We start from the raw sequence: 18,157 nt of genomic DNA on the forward strand, positions 1-18,157 counted from the left end.
CTACTGGAAGCGCGGCGGGCGCATGAAGCGGTCGCGATCGGCGGACGTCACGCTCACGTCGAACCGGTCCCCCTCCCGCTCCAGGGTGAACGGCACGTCCACACCGGCTTTTCCCAGGGACCAGATCGCCCGGTAGAACCCCGCCAGCGACGTAACGCTCTCACCCGCCACGGCCCGGACCACGTCGCTCGCCTTGAGGCCTGCCCGCTGGGCCGGGCCGTCGCCCGCGAGCCCCACGATCACCACTTGGTCGTCCTCGTCCTCCTGCGCATAGAGACCAAGCCAGGGCCGCGCCGGCCGGTTGACCCGTCCATGGGTGAGCAGATCGTCCAGGATGGGTTTCAGGAGGTCGATGGGCACCACCATGTTCAAGGGCACGACCTGACCCCCTTGGCCCAGATGCTGAAGTTGCAGCGAGCCGATGCCGAGAAGGTCTCCCTTGGACCCGATCAGGGCCGTGCCGCCCCAATTGGGATGAGCCGGGGCGGTGAAGATGGCGTCGTCGAGTAGGTACTCCCAGTATCCGGCGAATTCCTGGCGGGCGACGACCTGGGCGCTGAGCGAGTGGACACGCCCGCCCGCGCCCCCGATCACCACATGCTCGCCCGGCGCCAGACGGCGCGAATCGCCCAAGGGCAGGACCGGGCAATCGAGCGTCCCGAGGGCCTGAACAAGCCCAAACCCGCTGGCATAATCGTAAGCCAGCGCATGGCCCTGCACCACACGTCCGTCATTCGTCGTGAGCCAGACCTCGTCCGCCTCGGCGATGAGATAGCCTATGGTGAGGACGAGCCCATCCGAACGGATGACCACACCTTGCCCGGCGCGCTCCACGCCAAGGGTCTCAGCCGTGAAGGCATCGCTCGGCACGCGGGCCCGCAGCGAGACGACCGCTCCCAGGACCGATGATAGGTCGTAGGACAGGGCCTCCTGGTTGGGCTGGTACCTCAGGGGTATCTGCCACTCATCGGGTGATTGCATCCAGGAACTCCTCCGTCAGGCAACGCATCCCTATTAAGTATGCATGATGGCCCAGCCGAACAGAGGGACGCTGCCGCGTCAACCTGACCCCGAAGAGTCCCGCAAGGCCGCCTCGATGCCGGCGGCGATATCCAGGAGGCGATGGTCCTGGCCGTGTCGGGCCACCAGCATGAAACCGACGGGTCGGACGACGTCCGAGGCCGGCAGGGTGATGGAGGTCAGGTCGAACTGATTGGCCACCATGGTATTCCTGAGGACGAGCCAGTCCGTTCGGTCATAGAGGTCGTCGTCCTCCTCGAGGGGCGCGATGAGCGGCGCCGAGATCGGAGTGGTGGGCAGGGCCAGCACATCCACGGGCCTCAGCCGCTCATCCATCGCCGCGGCCAGGGCAGCGCGCTCCCGCATCATCCGGCGATGGGCGGATGCCGGCAGGCGTCCGCTGCGGGCGATGGGCGCCCGGATCCGCGGATCGATCAAATGCGCCTTCGCGTCGATCCACTCCTTGTGAACCTCCGCGGCCTCGACCGACGCGATCGAAGCCGTCGACGTCGCCTCGGCCATCCGGTCGAGCAGATCCTCCAGAGGATGGTCGACGATCCGGGCTCCGGCGTGCTCCAGGCGGCGCAGCGATCTCGCGAAGGCCTCCTCGACCATGGGCTCGAGGCCCCGCAGCAGCCGGCCGCGGGGCACCCCGATCGTTAGTCCGGGCAGGCCGAGGGGGACGAGAAGCCGGGGCCGCTCCCCGGCCATGACGGCGTCCGCGAAGGCGCAGTCCTGGACGGTCCTGGCGAGGGGGCCGACCGAGTCGAGGCTCGGCGAGAGAGGAAAGACCCCATCTAGGGGCACCCGGCGCGCCGTCGGCTTGAAGCCCACGACACCGTTCATGGCGGCCGGGATCCGCACGGACCCGCCGGTATCGCTTCCGATGGCGATGTCGCTCGTGCCTTCCGCGACCGACACGCCCGCGCCGGAGGATGACCCGCCCGGAATACGGTCCGCGTCATGGGCATTGCCAGGGGCGCCGAAATGCGCGTTGAGGCCGAGCCCCGAAAAGGCGAACTCGACCATGTTGGTTTTCCCGACGATGACGGCCCCGGCGCGCCGCAGCCTCTGCACGGCCACGGCATCCACCGGCGCCGGCGCCCGCTCCCGCAGCGCCAGGGAGCCCGCACGCGTCACTTCGCCGGCGACGTCGAACAGATCCTTGATCGAGACGATAACCCCGTCGAGAGGGCCAAGAGCCAGCCCGGCCCGGCGGCGTTCATCCGCGGCATGGGCTTCGGCGCGGGCTGCGTCCGCGTACACGGCCAGAAAAACGCGCTCCTCGGACGACCTTCGCGCGAGGCGGTCGAGGATCGCTTGCAACTTGTCTTGAACGCTGGTCATGGGCCGGGCACGGAATGTCGCAACACCCTTTTGCGCCCGAGGCCGCGATGTCTGTCAAGCCCCGCAGGCGTCGGCGAGCCGAGGCGGGGCCGGCTCGCCGATGACGCGGCGTCAGTAGACCCGCATGTCTTCGAGCGGCGGGGCTTCGTAGCGGCGCATCATGGCGCGTTGGCTGTCCATCCCGTCGGACTCGGCCTGCTCCACGTGGAGGTAGCTGGGGCTGAATTCCGCGAAGTCCTTCAGGCGCTCCACGTCGTGGATCGAAAGCACCTTGCGCTTCAACGTGATCAACCCGTCGCGGCGCAATTGCTGCAGGATCCGGTTCACATGCACGACGGACAGCCCGAGCGTGTCGGCGAGTTCGCTCTGCTTGAGCGGCAGCTCGTAGCGCCCGCCGTTCGCCAGACCGATCATCTCGAGGCGAACGAGCAGTTCGCACAGGAGATGCGCCATCCGCTTGTCGGCGGGGCGGCGGCCGAGGTTGACCACCCACTCCCGCAAGGTGCCCTCGTCCACCAGGGTCGCCCACCACAAGGCCCGGTTGATCGCCGGATAGCGCCGGGTCAGGTCGACCATCGCGTAGCGGGGGATGCTCACGATGGTGCAGGCCGTCAAGGTTCCGATGGAATGGTCCAGTCCGCCGGTCATCGTCACGTGGAGGTCGCAGAAGTCGCCGGGCAGGAGATAGGCCATGATCTGCCGCTGGCCGTCGCGCAGGATCTTATAACGGCAGGCAAACCCGTTGAGCACCAGGTGAAGATCGTTCGAGACCTCGCCCTCACAGATGAAGTCCTCGCGGGCCCCCACTTGCTGAACCTTGGCCGTGGCCCGCTCCAGCATTCTCTTGTCTTCCAGAGATAGCGGGACAAAGCGCTCAAGTTTGCGAATGAGAGTTTCCAGCATTTGTCCCCCTTAAGGTTGCATGGAGATGCGAATTTCCAGCTAACGCCAACCAAAACCTGACCAACCGATGGATTAGGATGACGGCTGAGATAACTTTCGTGCAGTGCCCAGCTTCGCCGAACACTCGCCAATACAAACAAATCTTACTTTAAATCTGGCCGCATTCGGCATGCCCATTGGTGGTACCCCACGTGCCGAGCCAAAAACTCCATATTTTGCAATCGCATCATGGGAACAATTGGGCGGACCCATCCCGTTCGGTCCGAGAGATGGGCGGACGGTGGGCGGGAGCATCCGACCAGTTCGAGGGAACGTCCTGAAATTTACCGCTACCCCAAAGAATCCGGCCGTCGCGATCGGACTACCCAGCGGGGCGCGCCGAGAAGCGGATCTTCCTGCGGCGTACCACAGAAAAGTCAAGATGTAGGCAGACCGGAATACAAGATGCTCTCGCATTCCCGAGTTGATAGACTTCCCAAAATCTGGAAATACTCCATCTATCGCATCGGCGGACGGAGTAAGACTGCGTGGACTCTCCTTTATTTGATGACGATGCGTTTGGAATGCATCATATGTTGTTCGCAAGCCTTGCGCGAGCGTCCACTATTCAGGCCACCATGGGTGTTTGGGCACCATCGGCAATGCGGGAGATCGTGAAGTGCCTGAGACACGTTTGAAAGTGCTCCACGTCGTCAGGCAGTATCCCCCATCCACGGGTGGACTTGAGAACTACGTCCAGGAACTCAGTCAGCGTCAGTCCGAGAAGCACGATGTCGCCGTTCTCACCTTGGACAGGGTTTTCGGGTCCAAGGAACGGCTTCCGCAAACCGACCGCCAGGGCAAGGTTCGCATCCACCGCGTCCCCTTCATCGGATGGCGTCGCCTGTTTCTCCCGATGGTCAGTCGCAGTTTCGTCAAGCAATACGACATCGTTCACATTCATGCCGCCGATCAGCTGCTGGACATCCTGGCGCTGATGAACGTCAGCTCCAGCGCGAAACTTTTCATGACCACGCATGGCCTGTTCTTCCACACGGAGAACCTGGCCGAGATCAAGAAGATCTACCTCAATACGATCACGCGCTGGAGTCTCGGCCACCACCGAGCCGTGTTCGCGGTCAGCGGCAACGATGCGAAAACGCTCAAAACGGTCGGCGTCGATTCCGTGCTTCTGCGCAACCCCATCGTGCCGCTCGGTAATTTCATTTGCGAGGGCAACGACCTCCTGTACGTGGGAAGGCTCTCCACCAACAAGCGGATCGATGCCCTCATCGAGTTCATGGGGCACCTCAAGAAGACTCATCCGGCCATCAAGCTCCATCTCGTCGGCAGCGACATGGAGAACCTCTGGCCCGAACTCGCCGGACAGGTGCGGCAGAGGAGACTGGAGGACAACGTCTTCTATCACGGCTTTCTCGACAACGACGAGCTTTCCGATCTCGCCAAAACTTGCGGATTTACCGTGTCGGCCTCACGCTACGAGGGCTTCGGACTGTCCGTCGTGGAAGGCATGTCGATCGGTCTCCTCCCCTTCATGCACGAGAATGCCGCCTTCCAGGAAACCCATGCCCTCTCGGGGGCCGGACGGCTCACCAATTTCGACGAACCGGAAGCGGCGGCGCGCGACTTCGTGGAATGGCTCCCGCGGATCCGGCGCCAGGATCGTGAGGATGCGGCAGCCTTCGCTCACCGGCAATCTTGGAATTCCGTGTGTGATGTCTATGAGAATTACTACGGTTCCGTGAGCGGATGACAGCACAACTGCAACAGCTCAGATCAATTGTTCCCGGATAATCCGTCTTACCTCGGGAAGTACTGCCTGCGCTGTCGAAAAAATAACATATGACATTGTCGTAAACCTAAGATTGGGTTCCTCTGAGTGCATAATACTTAGGGCCCGTTTTATCAGGAAGATTGAAACATGCTCAGGCTGCCTCTCCGGCTTCGCAAGACCGGCCCTCAGCGCTTCGCCGAAGAGGCGTCGCGGGGGCGTGACGGGCAGACCACGCGCGGCGGCATCGCTGCGGGCGCCCGCAAGGCTTTGACCGGCCTGCTGGCGATCGCGCTCATGGGCTCCTCCTGGGGCGCTCTGGCGTCTGAATACAAGCTCGGGCCGCAGGACCGCGTCCGGGTCAAGGTCATCGAGTGGCGCGCCTCGATCGGCGAGACCTACGAATGGGCGGCTCTGACGGGCGAATATACGGTCAACGCCGAAGGCCGTGTCTTCCTGCCGCTCATCGGTGAAGTGGATGCATCGGGGGTGAGCCTGTCGGGCCTCTCCAAGAACATTTCCGAAGGGCTCAAACGGCGCGTCGGGCTCGTGGAATTGCCCGACACATCCGTCGAGATCGTCCAAGCCCGCCCGTTCTATATCATCGGCAGCGTCGAGAGGCCGGGCGAATACCCCTACCGGACGGGCCTGACCGTGCTCCAGGCCGTGAGCGTGGCCGGAGGTTTCTCCCGCGCGACGGAGGACGCCAACGGCAGGCTCGACCGCGAGGCCATCACGGGACGCGGCAACCTGACGGTTCTCAATCTGCAGAAAAACACTTTCCTGGCCCGAATGGCGCGGCTGCAGGCGGAGGAGCAGGGAAGCGAAGCAATCACCTTCCCGGCCGGATGGGCCGACCGCAAGGACGACCCGGCGATCGGTCAGATGATGCGGGAAGAGAATCTCATCTTCGAATCCCGTCGCAACACCGTGCAAACGCAGATGTCGGCGCTGGACCGGCTGAAGGCACTCCTGCAACAGACCATCGTGTCCCTGACGGCGCGGATCGAGACCCAGGACCGCCAGTACGGAATGGTCCAGAAAGAACTGAAGAGCGTCACGTCCCTGGTCGAGAAGGGCCTCGCCGTCGCGCCTCGACAGCTCGTCCTGGAGCGCACCGCCGTCGAGATCGAAGGCCGCCGTCTGGAGATGGAAACGGCCGTCCTGAAAGCCCAGCAGGATCTGAACCGGGCGGAACGGGATACGGCCGACCTGCAGCACCAGCGACGGAACGAGATCGTCATGGAGATGCGGGAAGTGCAGTCCCGCATGGAAGAGGTCAACCAGAAGCTGGCAACGGCCGATCGCCTGCTCTTCGAGACGGAGGTCATCGCGCCTCAGGCGATGGAAGACCGCATGAAGGCCATCAAGGAAAACCGCCCGATCTATGCGCTCGTGCGCAAGGTCAACGGCAAGGACGAAGAGAAAATCGTCGCCGAGAGCGCAGAGGTCCTGCCTGGCGACATCATCAAGGTCCAACGTCCGCTCGAGGTCGAGTCGCCCATCGCCGAACCGGCCCGGGCATCCGGAGCCGAGCGCATTCCGACCTTCCTGACCGTTCAGAACGCACCTTTGAAGAGACCATAACAAGTGAGCTGTCGAACAACGACCGGCCGTGAGCAGCCAATGCGTATAGCGAGGGGCCAATGCCACATGATTTGGAGATCACGCACGAACCCATAAACGCGAGGGGGCATCGCAGCCCTCCCTTTAACCGATGCGGCCCGGACAGGGCGACACCGGCTCCTCGTCGGGGAGCGCTCCCATGCTGATCGATGGACGCAGCCTGCCCGACGGCTCCTCGCTCGATACGGAGATCGTCATCATCGGCGGAGGCGCCGCCGGAATCACGCTAGCTCTCGAGTTCGGCCGGTGGAACATTCCGACCTGCGTCCTGGAGGCAGGCGGCACGAATTACAGCCGACGGTCTCAAGCCCTCTATGCCGGCGAAGTCGCCGAAGGGCTGGATTACGACCTGCTCTCCACACGCACCCGATATCTCGGCGGCAGTTCCAACTGTTGGAGCGGCTGGTGCTGGCCCTTCACGGAGATGGATCTTTCCAAGCGGGATTGGATCCCCAACAGCGGCTGGACGATCGGTACCGAGGCTTTCGCTCCCTATTACGCGCGGGCCCGCGAGGTCCTACAATTGTCCGAGCTTCCGCTGGAGGCGAAGTTCTGGATCGATCATGTGCGCGAGTCCAATGTGCAGCTTCTGCCCTTCCAGGCAGACCTCCTGAGGACGGTCGTGGCCCATTTCAGTCCGCCGGCTCGCCTCGGGCAGTCCCGCAGGGCCGAACTGGAAGGAAGCCATTCGACGAAGATCATTCTTCATGCCACCGCCTCGAACATTCTGACGGACGACATCTCGCATCAGGCGAAAGGGGTGGTCGTCAAGATGCCGACCGGCACGACGATGACCGTCAATGCCCGATTTGTCATCGTGGCCGCCGGCGGGATCGAGAATGCGCGGCTTCTGCTCCTCTCGAACGGCGTTCAGAAGACCGGACTCGGCAATCAGAACGATCTCGTCGGCCGCTATTTCATGGATCATCCCCGGATCCGCCTCGGCCGTCTGACGTTCAACAATCCGGTTTCCTACAGTCGGTTCTATGACGTCACCTATCACTACAAGAACAACAGCTTTGCGGTCAGCGGAACGCGTGCCGGGGCCACCATCGGGCTCTCCGAGGAGGTCCAGCGCAGGGAACAGCTTCTGCAATGCCATACCACGCTGTTCGGAAGCTACGTCGGCGAGAGTCGACAGGCCGTCGATCACTGCAAACGGGTTTACGCCGCCTTCAAGCGCCATGAGCATGTCGACCTGAGCGATATCGCCCGCATGGTCCCCGGCATCCCGGCCGCGACGGCCGCTTTCCTGACACGCTCGACCCGCATGCGCAGGCTGGTCAAGCATTATACTCTCGAGAGCATCCTGGAGCCGGTGCCGGACCCCAACAGCCGGGTGACCCTGTCCGATCAACGCGATGAATTCGGGCTTCCACGCGTCCGCTTGACCTGGCGGGTCGGCGACCTCGAGAAGCGCACCCATCGCCGAGCCGTCGAGCTGATCCGGCAGCAGGTGGAGGAACAGGGACTGGGCCGGCTGGAGATCGACGGCGACCCCTGGGACGACAGCTGGAGCGACCGGGTGCAGTCGACCTGGCATCATATGGGCACAACCCGCATGAATCCCGACCCGAAGCTCGGGGTGGTCGATGAGAACTGCAAGGTTCACGGCATCGGCAACCTCTACATCGCCGGCAGTTCCGTTTTCTCGACGGGCGGCGCCAACATGCCGACCCTGAACCTCGTGGCCCTTGCGGCCCGCCTGGCGGACCACATCAAGATGCTTCATGATGTGTCGCCGCTGGACCTGTCGAGCGCTCATCCACCCCGTGTCGCCGCCGAATAGGCGTCACGGGCGCCCGATCCGGTCCTGCAAGACCTTCATCTGAGGCCTGTCGCCCTCCGGGGACGGTTGGATGCTGAACGGATAGTTGCCCCACCAGGGGCCCGCCGCCCAATACGTCCAGCCGCCCCACACGTCGGCGTTGTCGGACACGTATTTGAGCATCCTGTTGAGGGCTTCCAGGCAAACCGGCGATGAACCGACGCCGAACTCTCCCAGAAATCCGCGTTGGTTGTTCTCGCGCAGCCACTTGGTGAACGACGTCAGCTTCTCGACGCCGATATCCTCGCTCTGACAGAAGTCCTTGGTGCCGGAATAGTCTCCGTCCAGGTATTGGTGAACCTCGAACATCATGTTGTTGGCGGGATCCTTCAGGTCCCGGAACACCTCGCCGTTGGATGGCTTCCCGCGAGAGGTCATCCAGCTGTGGGCGCCCGTCCAGTTCGTGCCGGGAACCAGAATGAGATTCTTGGCGCCCGTGTCTCGGATCGCCGTGATGGACACCTCCGCGATCTCGCGCCAGTCGCTCGCCGAAATGCCGTGCGGCTCGTTCATGAGGCCGAAGATGACCTTGTCGTTATCCTTGTACCGCAGGGCGAGGACGCGCCAGAAATCGGCTAGGGCGGAAGCCGGAACCTGCTTCGAGCCGATGAGTTTGCCGTAATAGCGGCCGTAATTGTGAGGGTCGAGGAGGGTATAACCGCCCTTGTCCGTGATGTACCGGACCGTCTTGTCGAGCTGTTCCAGCTCGTCGTCCTCCAGCTCCCAGCCTAGGTTGAGCTGCATCCGCTCCCATCGGAAGGGAACCCGAAAGGTGTTCATGCCCTGCGACATGAAGTAGTCCACATCCTTGGACGAGGGATAGATGTAGTCCTTGTTCAGCGCTCCGGGGATGCGATTTCCACGGAACTCAGCGCCCGCTAGATTGACTCCGACGAAGCGTAACGGCTCCGACAGCGCCGGAGTTAGACTGGATAGAGCAAGAACAGCGCTCGCAAGGAGGAGCTTTTTCCTTAAATCGATCATTAGGCGTACTCCGTTCTCGTCAAAAAGCGCTGAAACTAGGAAATGCCGAGCGTCTTTACTTGAATATCAGCTTGTTCATTTTACTCTCTTAACCTTTGTTAGATCGCGCCGGTAAGATTTATGAGAGAAACGACACTGGATTACCGCCGCGACCGCTTCTCGCGCGACTCTCCTTCGGGCGAGTCGGGACTGGGGCGGATTTGGTTCGAACCCGACGAACGAGGAACGCTTTGATGCCTCAGCGACGCGACATCGCGGGATACTCGATCTGCAACACCACGTCTCCGGTTTTCACGCGGTTCCTCAACAAGCGCCTGAGGCAGAAGAAGACCACCAGCGTGATCTTTGCCAATGCCAACTTGATCACCCGTTGCGCCCATCTGCGTGAAACCATACGGCAGACACCGGACCTTTACGTTCTCAACGACGGGATCGCCTTGGACGCCGCATGCTGGATGAAGTTCCGTTCGACCTTCCGGGAGAACATGAACGGCACCGACTTCACCCCCGCTTTCCTGCGGAATCTCGACCATCCGGCTCGCGTGTTCCTGATCGGCGGCACTGCCGAGGTCGTGAAGAAGGTGGCCCACAAGATCGATCGAGAGCCTCACGTCCGGGTCGCAGGCTATGTGGACGGGTACACGATCTGGGATCGGCAGGAAGAGGTTGCGGCCCGGATCGCGGAGGCCAAGCCCGACGTGATCCTCGTCGCCTTCGGCAATCCCTTGCAGGAGGAGTGGATGCTGGCGCACCGCGACCGGTTCCCGGGCTGTCTCATGATCGGTGTCGGGGCGCTCTTCAACTTCATTGCAGGCGAGAAGCCGAGGGCGCCCGCGCTGGTGCGCCGGCTCAAGCTGGAATGGGCCCACAGGCTCGCGCTCGAGCCCAGGCGGCTGCTGGGCCGCTATACGGTCGGCATGGCTCGCTTCTTCACGATGGCCCTCCTGCACGATCGGGAAAGAAGCGCTTCATGACGGCGTTCTCACCTCGGGGACCGAGGGCCCTGCCTGCGTCATTTGCCCTGTCCCGGACGCAGAGGTCCAGACGAGGCGGCAGCTGGCTTGCTGCTCTCATGACCCGGGACGCCGTCGCGGCCCTCATCCTTTACGCGGCGGTCCTGTTCAATTTCGGCCTCGCCTTCATCAACGCCAACGGGATGGCGATCGGGCGCACGCACGTCATTCTCGGCGAATTGGCGATCGTTGCGGCAACCTTCGCATTCTGTTTCCGCTACTGGTCGCCTCTGATGCGTCCGTGGCTCGGTGTCATCTGGATGCTGGGCGTGATCTTCCTGCTCCTGAGCCTGCTCAGACAGGCCGTCGATCCGAAGTATATCCGTGACGTCCTGCTCATCCCCATCTTCATCATGCTCGGGATCGCCGCCTGCAGGGCCAATATCGTCCGCATCATGTGCGGGCTCCAGGCGATCGTTCTGGCTATCATGATTTTCGAAGCCGTGGCGCCCCAGGCCTTCGGCAACGTTTTCAACATCGTGAGCTATTACGTCAATACGAGGGATTTCAAGCAGGAATCGTTCTGGAACGCCGGCTCCAACCTTTTCATGAGCGCCCTGCGCCCCGGCGAGCGATTTCTGCTGCCGGGCCTTGGGATCCACCGCCTGTCGTCCGTCTTCCTCGAGCCCGTGTCTCTCGGCAACTGGTGCATCGTCATCACGCTTTTCACGGCCGCCTTCTGGCGTGACCTGCCCAACAAGGCCCGGCTGTTTCTCGTCGTCAGCAACCTGATGGTTCTGGTCGGATCGGACGGGCGGCTCGCGACGGTCAACTGCCTGATCATGGCCATCACGCCGCTCCTGGCTCGGCTGCCGCGCTACTCCTATTTCCTGTACCTGCCGGGCATCGTCTGCTCCGCCCTCATTCTCGTCCTGGCTTTGGGGATGGAGCACGACGGAGACACGTTCTCGGGCCGGATCGCCTACAGCATGAACGCTTTGTCCAGCATGGATCTCGGCGCGCTGCTGGGCTATGACATGCGCCTCATCGGCAAGGGGGCCGACAGCGGGATCGTCTATTTCATCCTGACGCAGTCGATCCTCGGCGTGGCCGCGATCTGGGCCGCCCTGTGCTTCTTCCAGCCGGCGACGAGCCACCGCGCGGTGGCGCTCATGCACGGGATCTGCTTCTACCTCGCGCTCAACCTGATGGTGAGCTTCTCGCTGTTCTCGATCAAGACCGCCGCCCCGCTCTGGTTTCTCTATGGCTATGTGCGCGGGCGAACCTACTTGGAGCAGGGTCAGGGCGCGCACCGGACCTCGCCGCTCGAACCGGGTCGTTCCGGCATCGGACCAACCCGCATCCCGACCCATCTCGCCCGCGCCTGAAATCACCAGTCCTGAGGGGATATTTCCATGTCCGGCCGCCCCGTAGCAGTCCTGTTCACCCAGCAGTTCGTCGGCCTCAACACCCGCAAGACCGGCATGGTCTTCTGGGCCGAAACCCTCGCGAAGCGCGGCTTCGACACCTACGCGGTCACGGTTCAGCTCAGCCTTCTCTCGAAGCTTGCGGGCTCACCGCGGCTGAAGCGCGTGCCCGAGGGCGACCTGAACACATGGCGCCCTCGCGGCGAGAACCTGTCGGGCTTTGTCTGGGTCGCGCCGGTCCATCCCGCGAGCTTCAAGAATAAGCTCCTCGATCGGGCGGCTGCGGCCGTCTACTCGCTTTATCCCTACTTCCTGCCGGCCGCGGTCCGAGACGTGGTCAGCCGGGCGGATCTCGTGGTGATCGAGAGCTGTTCGGCGGTGCTTCTCTTTGATCGGTTGCGAGCCATCGCGCCGAAGCACGCGCGCTTCGTCTACTGCGCCAGCGACCGTCTCGGCACCGTCGGCATGCATCCGATGCTGGCCGCCACGCTGGAGCGCACCGCCCCGCGATACGATCTGCTCAGGGTACCGGCGCAGGCGATGTTGGGCGACTTCCCGAAGGGATCTCAGGTCTCCTTCATCCCACACGGCATCGATAAGGAAGCGTTCTCCGGCAAGGGGGAATCGCCGTTCGACGGCCCTGGTCCCCATGTCGTCGTCGCAGGCGAGATGCTGTTCGACCATCACGCCGTCAGCGTGCTTCTGGATGCCTTTCCGGAGGTGACGTTCCATGCGTTCGGGCATTTGAAGCTGGACGGCCTGGAAACGCGCCCCAATCTACGGGCCTATGGGGAAGTGGCCTTCGCGACGCTGGTCAACTACCTCCATCATGCGGATGTCGGCCTGGCCCCCTACCTCGACCGCGCGGAGGCGCACTATCTCGCGGAATCGAGCCTGAAACTGATCCAATACACCTATTGTCAGCTGCCCGTCGTCGCTCCTCATTTCGCCAAGGCTGGGCGCGCCCACGTCATCGGCTACGACCCGGCCGCTCCGGAATCCATTAAGGCGGCGCTTCGGACGGCGCTGACATACGACCGCTCTTCGATCGACCGAAGCCGCGTTTCAAGCTGGGACGAAGTGATTTCGCGTCTCCTGGAGAGCGTCGGTCCCGGAAGCAGGCCTGCGGAAGCGCCTGCGGGTCCGCTTGCCGCTGCGGCGGTCTGAGACCGAAAGGGATCCTTCAGCCGAGGTCTTTGCCACCCGACAGGGGGTCCCTGTTCCAAGCTTCGTGGGCAGGCGCCGGCTGCGCCGACCCGCTCTCCAACCCATCGCGTTCCGTCAGGACACTGCCGGCCAGGAATCCGAGCTCGAGCACGAGAAGACTGGCGAATGCCCAGCCGATGGAGGCGAGCACTCCATGCCCTGTCCAAGCCAGCGCTCCAGCAACCCCGATCAGCACCAAGAAGGCGACGAGGGCAAGGATCGGCCAGCGAACGGTCAGGCCCAGCCCGAATCCCGCGACGGCCAAGAGGCAGAGCGTCATGATCATGCTAGTATAACTCTGCGGTTGATGCTGGCATCTGCCCGGAGCCCTGACGTGGGGCGAAAGCGGTTTCGATCCAACAGCCAAGCCATTCTGGGTCCCTCATCGGATCAGAGGTATTAGCACAGATATATCGGAAGTGTTAGTGCGGGCCTGTCTAGACACTTGGTAGGGCAGCCGGCACAAGGCCGCAGTCACTAACAAGAACCTGAAATTCTTATAGAATTTCGTCTTCTGCCGCTATCGTGGGCCATTCCCCCAGACGCGGCGACGTCTAGGGCAGCCGTCATCATCGAGCGAGACCGATGGAACTTTCCGAGCGGAGCGGTTTCGCGCGTGGGCGTAGCCCTATTCCTCCCTCTCAGTGGGTCAAGTTATGCTTGGAGGAAAAGAATAATACTAAGTTTATCCTGATCTAACCTGTTTTGAAGGCAGCTCGAAACAAATGATGTTGGGTCGAATGATAGACTTGGCGATGGTCTTACTCGAAAGACTTCTGCGAGTCCGTTTGCAGGAGCATGTGGACTTCACTCATTCTGGGAATAGGAACCCACCATGCGCGTAGCGATGATAGGGTCTGGGTATGTTGGTCTTGTGTCGGGGGCGTGTTTTGCGGATTTCGGGCACGAGGTGTGCTGCGTGGACGTGGACCCGGCCAAGATCGCGGCGCTCCAGGCCGGCCGCATGCCAATCTACGAGCCCGGCCTGGCCGAGCTGGTGGCCAAGAACGTGCGCGAAGGCCGCCTGACCTTCACCACCGCCCTGGCCGAGCCGGTGGCTTGCGCCGATGCGGTGTTCATCGCGGTCGGCACCCCCTCGCGCCGCGGCGACGGCCATGCGGATCTGTCCTACGTCCACCAGGCCGCCCGCGACATCGCCGCGGCCCTGCGCGGCTACACCGTCGTGGTCACCAAATCCACCGTGCCCGTGGGCACCGGCGACGAGGTCGAGCGCATCATCCGCGAGGCCCGGCCTGACGCCCGCTTCGACGTGGCCTCCAACCCCGAGTTCCTGCGCGAAGGCGCGGCCATCGCCGACTTCAAGCGCCCCGACCGCATCGTGATCGGGGCCGAGAGCGAGCCGGCCGTGGACGTGATGACAGCGCTCTACCGTCCGCTTTATCTCAACCAGGCCCCGCTGCTCGTCACCTCGCGCCGCACGGCCGAGCTGACCAAGTATGCCGCCAACGCCTTTCTGGCCACCAAGATCACCTTCATCAACGAGATCGCCGACCTGTGCGAGCGGGTGGGCGCCAACGTGCAGGACGTGGCGCGCGGCATCGGGCTGGACAACCGCATCGGGTCGAAGTTCCTGCATGCGGGGCCGGGCTATGGCGGCTCGTGCTTTCCCAAGGATACGCTGGCGCTGATCAAGACGGCGCAGGATTACGCGGCGCCGATCCGGCTGGTGGAGACGGTGGCGTCGGTCAACGAGCAGAGAAAGCGCGCGATGGGCCGCAAGGTGATTGCGGCCTGCGGCGGGAGCGTGCGGGGCAAGCGGATCGCCATCTTGGGCCTGACGTTCAAGCCCAACACCGACGACATGCGCGATGCGCCCTCGCTTTCGGTGATCGGGGCACTGCAGGATGGCGGAGCCGAGATCCGGGCCTATGATCCTGAAGGGATGGAGGCGGCCAAGGCGCTGCTGTCGGGGGTGGGGTATGCGGGCGACCCGTATGCGTGTGCCGAGGGCGCGGACGCTTTGGTGATCGTGACCGAGTGGGACATGTTCCGGGCGCTCGACCTGACCCGGTTGAAGAGCCTGCTCAAGGCGCCCGTCATCGTCGACCTGCGCAACGTCTACCGCCCCGACGACATGAAACAAAACGGATTCCAATATCACAGCATCGGACGTCCCGATGGCCTCGATTGGTCCAACTACCAGAGCATCGCGGCGGAGTAGCGCGCTCGACCAACCATCTCAGTCACCTCAATACAGCATGGGGCCATGACAACGTCATGGCCCCATGCTTTTGGGCGCCCGCCCCAGCTGGTTTGGGGACACGTTCGCGAACGATGGCCCAGAACGACGACGCCCGCGATGACGGGAATGTCATCGCGGGCGTGAGACGTGGTGGAAAGAGACCGAAGACCCCGGTTCAGGCGGCGGCTGTTCCGCGGTAATAAACCTCGCGCACGGGCTCATAGAGGCCGAGTGTCTTGATGTCGACCTTGTTCAGCACTGCGCCCACCAGCTTCTGGTGCATCACGGGAGTGCCCTGGAGCGCGCTTTGGACGACCTCGCTCGGCGTCGTCGTCCAGTCGACCACCATGAGGAAGGCGTCAGGCAGGTGCGCACCGGCGCGAACGTCCACGACGGGCAGGACCGGCGGGAAGTCGATGATGATCCGGCTGTACCGGCTCCGGCACTCTTCGATCAGGCGAACCATGGCCTGGGATGCAATGAACTCGTTGCTGTAGGCGATGTTCGCGTTCAGGCTGGCTGGCAGGAAGTGGAGATCGGTCAGCGGGTCGAGGAACACCGCCTCCTCCAGGCTGACGCGCTTCTTCAGGATATCCGACAGACCGACCTTCGCGAGGGGCGCCAGGGCTCTCGTGAGTGACGGGTTGCGCAGGTCGCAATCGATCAGAAGCGTCCGCTTGCCGGCATGGGCCGTCAGGCGGGCCAGATTGGCGCTGGCCACGCTCTTACCTTCCTGAGCCACGGCCGACGTGACGGCCATGACCTGGGCCCGCTCGACGGCTTCCTGAATGTCGGCCGCGACCTTGATGCTGCGGATCGTCTCGGAGAAGTGAGAGAAAGGCTGATCCAGCACGACGGACAGCTTGTAATCCTCGCATCGGATCAGCCGCCCGCCATTCTCGGACTTCCGCTCGGCCCAGGCTCTCTGCATCGCCCGCTGCGTTCCCTGCGGCGGCGGCTGGATCTGCGGCAGAATGCCGAGGCACGGGGCATCCGTGACGGTCTCGAGTTGCCGCGACGTCCGGACGCCCTTCTGGAGCCATTCCCGCGACAGGGCGGCGCCGACGCCGACAGCCAGCCCGAGCACGAGGGAGAGCGGCAGGATCAGTGAGCCCTTGGGAGCGCTCTTCTGATCCGGCGCCACTGCAGGCGTGATCAGGCGCGAGTCGCTGATCGGGAAGGATTGCTGCTGAACGGCCTGGACGTAGCGCTGCAGGAAGCTGTCGTGCAGCGTGCGGTAGGCTTGAGCGGCGCTCTCGAGCTCCCGCAGCTTCACTTGGGACTGCAGAACGTCACCGGACTTCAGGACGAGGCCGTCCAGGGTTCTCTCCAGGGTGGCAACCCGCGCGTCGGCGATCTCGACATTGCTCTTGGCGATCTCTTCCAGCTGCTTGAGTTCGGTCGAAATCGAGCGCCGGATGGCCAGCATCTGGTTCCGCAGGCTAACGGTGGACGCGTGCTGGGCACCGTAGCGCTCGGAGGCCTCGCGCTCACGGGTCGAGAGATCGACATATTGCTGACGGAGGCTGCGGATCAGGTCGCTGTTCAGCATCTCGGCGACGGCGGCATCGGGAACATCCGCCTTGTTGATCTCGCGGATCCGGTCGAAGCGCGCCTTGGCTTGACTGCTTTCGTCCTTGGCCCTCAGAAGCTGGGTATTGATCTCGCTCACCTGCCGCTCGTTCAGCAGCTCGCCCTGACCCGCATTGATCAGCGTGTTCTCGGCCTTGAAGGTCTGGACCGCGCGGTCGGCTTCCGTGGCCTTCTCCCGCAGCTCGACGACGCGGGTCTGGAGCCACTCGCTCGCCTTCTCGGTCGCATCGACCTTCGAGCCGATCTGATCCGCCATGTAGGTCTTGGCGATCGTATTGGCGATCTCGGCAGCCAGCGCGGGGCTGTGCGACGTGTAGCTGACCTGGAGGACGTAGCTCATTCCGGCCCGCAGGGCCTTGGTGTTGTCACGCAGCCGGTCCGAGGCGGTGTCCATCAGATCACCGGTCTTCTCCCGCTTGCCCTGGGTCAGGTTGCTGATGAAACCCGACACGTGCGCGATGGCGGATTCCAGCAATCCGCGCGGAGGCCGCATGAACGTTTCGTTCTCCATCAGGTTGAGCGTCCGCACGACGTCTTCGGTCACCTTGCGGGAACTCAGGATCTGGATCTCGCTCTCCACGACCGAGTTGTTGAGGAGCGACCCTTCGAACAGAGCGTCGTCGCGGAAGAGTTTCAGCCTTTGCGCGTCGATCAAGACTGTGGCCGTGGCAGTATAGCTTGGAGGCGTCGTGAGAATATATACCAGGCCGGCCACCAGAAAACCGAGCGTTATACTTCCGATGAGGATGTAATGCCGGCGCAGGGTCCGGAACGCGGCGCCGATGTCGAAGGGCATGATTTTGTCGTGGCCGCCGTGGCCTACGATCATTCCGGTGGATTCCAGCTTGTTGTCGACCCGGTTCAGCATCGCCGCCCCTATGAATGGTGCGGCTTGCGCCGCGATCAAAGCGAGGACATGGCTTGCAACGCGCCTCCTTCGAGCGAGGAGACCACCGTTGGCACGGCCTTGAGGGCACCCTTACTTTCGGTCGACAGACCGCACGAGACCGAAGCAGGCGCTATCCAATATAAATATACTTTCTGCACTGCAAACGGAAGGACTTTCTGGTATCACTTGCGAGATATCATTTGTTAATTTTGAACAAACGAATGTTAATCGAAGTACAACCTAAGCTTATATTGGTTATTACTTATGAGCTACATTGACATTATACCGACCTATCCTAAACTTCTCGGCATGCATCGAATGAGGCGGATTCTGGCATGCGTTAGCCACTCGATCGGTACTTGAACCGCCCGACCCGGATCTCTTGCCGGACCAGAACGCCCCATTTT

13 protein-coding genes are annotated in these 18,157 nt (G+C 62.8%); 7 read left to right on the forward strand and 6 right to left on the reverse strand.

What is annotated here, in order from left to right:
• From ILT42_RS04525 to ILT42_RS04535, 3 genes are all read right to left on the reverse strand, one after another.
• The gene (locus tag ILT42_RS04525; protein ID WP_204214119.1) at positions 1-981 is read right to left on the reverse strand and encodes a S1C family serine protease; all 981 of its coding nucleotides are present in this window, start codon (positions 979-981) and stop codon (positions 1-3) included.
• A 78-nt stretch (positions 982-1,059) separates the two neighbouring features.
• The gene (locus tag ILT42_RS04530) at positions 1,060-2,367 is read right to left on the reverse strand and encodes an amidase (protein WP_204214120.1); all 1,308 of its coding nucleotides are present in this window, start codon (positions 2,365-2,367) and stop codon (positions 1,060-1,062) included.
• Positions 2,368-2,478: 111 nt separating this feature from the next.
• Entirely contained in the window at positions 2,479-3,207 is a 729-nt protein-coding gene (locus tag ILT42_RS04535) for a Crp/Fnr family transcriptional regulator (RefSeq protein WP_204214121.1), read from the reverse strand.
• A 721-nt stretch (positions 3,208-3,928) separates the two neighbouring features.
• On the opposite strand from ILT42_RS04535, the gene ILT42_RS04540 reads away from it, so the two are divergent.
• From ILT42_RS04540 to ILT42_RS04550, 3 genes are all read left to right on the forward strand, one after another.
• Positions 3,929-5,023, forward strand: coding sequence for a glycosyltransferase family 4 protein (locus ILT42_RS04540; protein WP_204214122.1), 1,095 nt, complete (start codon positions 3,929-3,931; stop codon positions 5,021-5,023).
• A gap of 168 nt (positions 5,024-5,191) precedes the next feature.
• Entirely contained in the window at positions 5,192-6,628 is a 1,437-nt protein-coding gene (locus tag ILT42_RS04545; RefSeq protein WP_204214123.1) for a polysaccharide biosynthesis/export family protein, read from the forward strand.
• A gap of 178 nt (positions 6,629-6,806) precedes the next feature.
• Entirely contained in the window at positions 6,807-8,456 is a 1,650-nt protein-coding gene (locus ILT42_RS04550; protein ID WP_204214124.1) for a GMC oxidoreductase, read from the forward strand.
• A gap of 3 nt (positions 8,457-8,459) precedes the next feature.
• Here ILT42_RS04550 and ILT42_RS04555 read toward each other — a convergent pair whose 3' ends face one another.
• Positions 8,460-9,479, reverse strand: coding sequence for a glycoside hydrolase family 5 protein (locus ILT42_RS04555; protein WP_204214125.1), 1,020 nt, complete (start codon positions 9,477-9,479; stop codon positions 8,460-8,462).
• Between the two features lie 233 nt (positions 9,480-9,712).
• On the opposite strand from ILT42_RS04555, the gene ILT42_RS04560 reads away from it, so the two are divergent.
• From ILT42_RS04560 to ILT42_RS04570, 3 genes are all read left to right on the forward strand, one after another.
• Entirely contained in the window at positions 9,713-10,453 is a 741-nt protein-coding gene (locus tag ILT42_RS04560) for a WecB/TagA/CpsF family glycosyltransferase (RefSeq protein WP_204214126.1), read from the forward strand.
• A 98-nt stretch (positions 10,454-10,551) separates the two neighbouring features.
• Positions 10,552-11,820, forward strand: a complete 1,269-nt coding sequence (locus ILT42_RS04565; RefSeq protein WP_204214127.1) for a hypothetical protein — start codon at positions 10,552-10,554, stop codon at positions 11,818-11,820.
• A 27-nt stretch (positions 11,821-11,847) separates the two neighbouring features.
• The gene (locus tag ILT42_RS04570; protein ID WP_204214128.1) at positions 11,848-13,026 is read left to right on the forward strand and encodes a GumK N-terminal domain-containing glycosyltransferase; all 1,179 of its coding nucleotides are present in this window, start codon (positions 11,848-11,850) and stop codon (positions 13,024-13,026) included.
• Between the two features lie 16 nt (positions 13,027-13,042).
• On the opposite strand, the gene ILT42_RS04575 is transcribed toward ILT42_RS04570, so the two are convergent.
• Complete coding sequence (locus ILT42_RS04575; protein ID WP_204214129.1) at positions 13,043-13,351, reverse strand: hypothetical protein; 309 nt, start codon at positions 13,349-13,351, stop codon at positions 13,043-13,045.
• A gap of 549 nt (positions 13,352-13,900) precedes the next feature.
• Between ILT42_RS04575 and ILT42_RS04580 the strand changes: the two genes are divergently transcribed.
• Complete coding sequence (locus tag ILT42_RS04580; protein WP_204214130.1) at positions 13,901-15,247, forward strand: UDP-glucose dehydrogenase family protein; 1,347 nt, start codon at positions 13,901-13,903, stop codon at positions 15,245-15,247.
• A gap of 196 nt (positions 15,248-15,443) precedes the next feature.
• Here the strand turns inward: ILT42_RS04580 and ILT42_RS04585 are convergent, their stop codons facing one another.
• Entirely contained in the window at positions 15,444-17,729 is a 2,286-nt protein-coding gene (locus tag ILT42_RS04585; RefSeq protein ID WP_204214131.1) for a Wzz/FepE/Etk N-terminal domain-containing protein, read from the reverse strand.
• Positions 17,730-18,157 lie beyond the last annotated feature (428 nt).

The sequence above is a fragment of the Microvirga pudoricolor genome (assembly GCF_016892705.1).
In the GTDB taxonomy this organism is placed as follows: Bacteria; Pseudomonadota; Alphaproteobacteria; order Rhizobiales; family Beijerinckiaceae; genus Microvirga; species Microvirga pudoricolor.

Coding starts and splice junctions, on each gene's coding strand:
- ILT42_RS04545 (WP_204214123.1), top strand. CDS start 5,192: ATGCTCAGGCTGCCTCTCCGGCTTCGCAAGACCGGCCCTCAGCGCTTC.
- ILT42_RS04580 (WP_204214130.1), top strand. CDS start 13,901: ATGCGCGTAGCGATGATAGGGTCTGGGTATGTTGGTCTTGTGTCGGGG.
- ILT42_RS04550 (WP_204214124.1), top strand. CDS start 6,807: ATGCTGATCGATGGACGCAGCCTGCCCGACGGCTCCTCGCTCGATACG.
- ILT42_RS04555 (WP_204214125.1), bottom strand. CDS start 9,479: ATGATCGATTTAAGGAAAAAGCTCCTCCTTGCGAGCGCTGTTCTTGCT.
- ILT42_RS04570 (WP_204214128.1), top strand. CDS start 11,848: ATGTCCGGCCGCCCCGTAGCAGTCCTGTTCACCCAGCAGTTCGTCGGC.
- ILT42_RS04530 (WP_204214120.1), bottom strand. CDS start 2,367: ATGACCAGCGTTCAAGACAAGTTGCAAGCGATCCTCGACCGCCTCGCG.
- ILT42_RS04585 (WP_204214131.1), bottom strand. CDS start 17,729: ATGCTGAACCGGGTCGACAACAAGCTGGAATCCACCGGAATGATCGTA.
- ILT42_RS04565 (WP_204214127.1), top strand. CDS start 10,552: ATGACCCGGGACGCCGTCGCGGCCCTCATCCTTTACGCGGCGGTCCTG.
- ILT42_RS04535 (WP_204214121.1), bottom strand. CDS start 3,207: ATGCTGGAGCGGGCCACGGCCAAGGTTCAGCAAGTGGGGGCCCGCGAG.
- ILT42_RS04525 (WP_204214119.1), bottom strand. CDS start 981: ATGCAATCACCCGATGAGTGGCAGATACCCCTGAGGTACCAGCCCAAC.
- ILT42_RS04560 (WP_204214126.1), top strand. CDS start 9,713: ATGCCTCAGCGACGCGACATCGCGGGATACTCGATCTGCAACACCACG.
- ILT42_RS04575 (WP_204214129.1), bottom strand. CDS start 13,351: ATGATCATGACGCTCTGCCTCTTGGCCGTCGCGGGATTCGGGCTGGGC.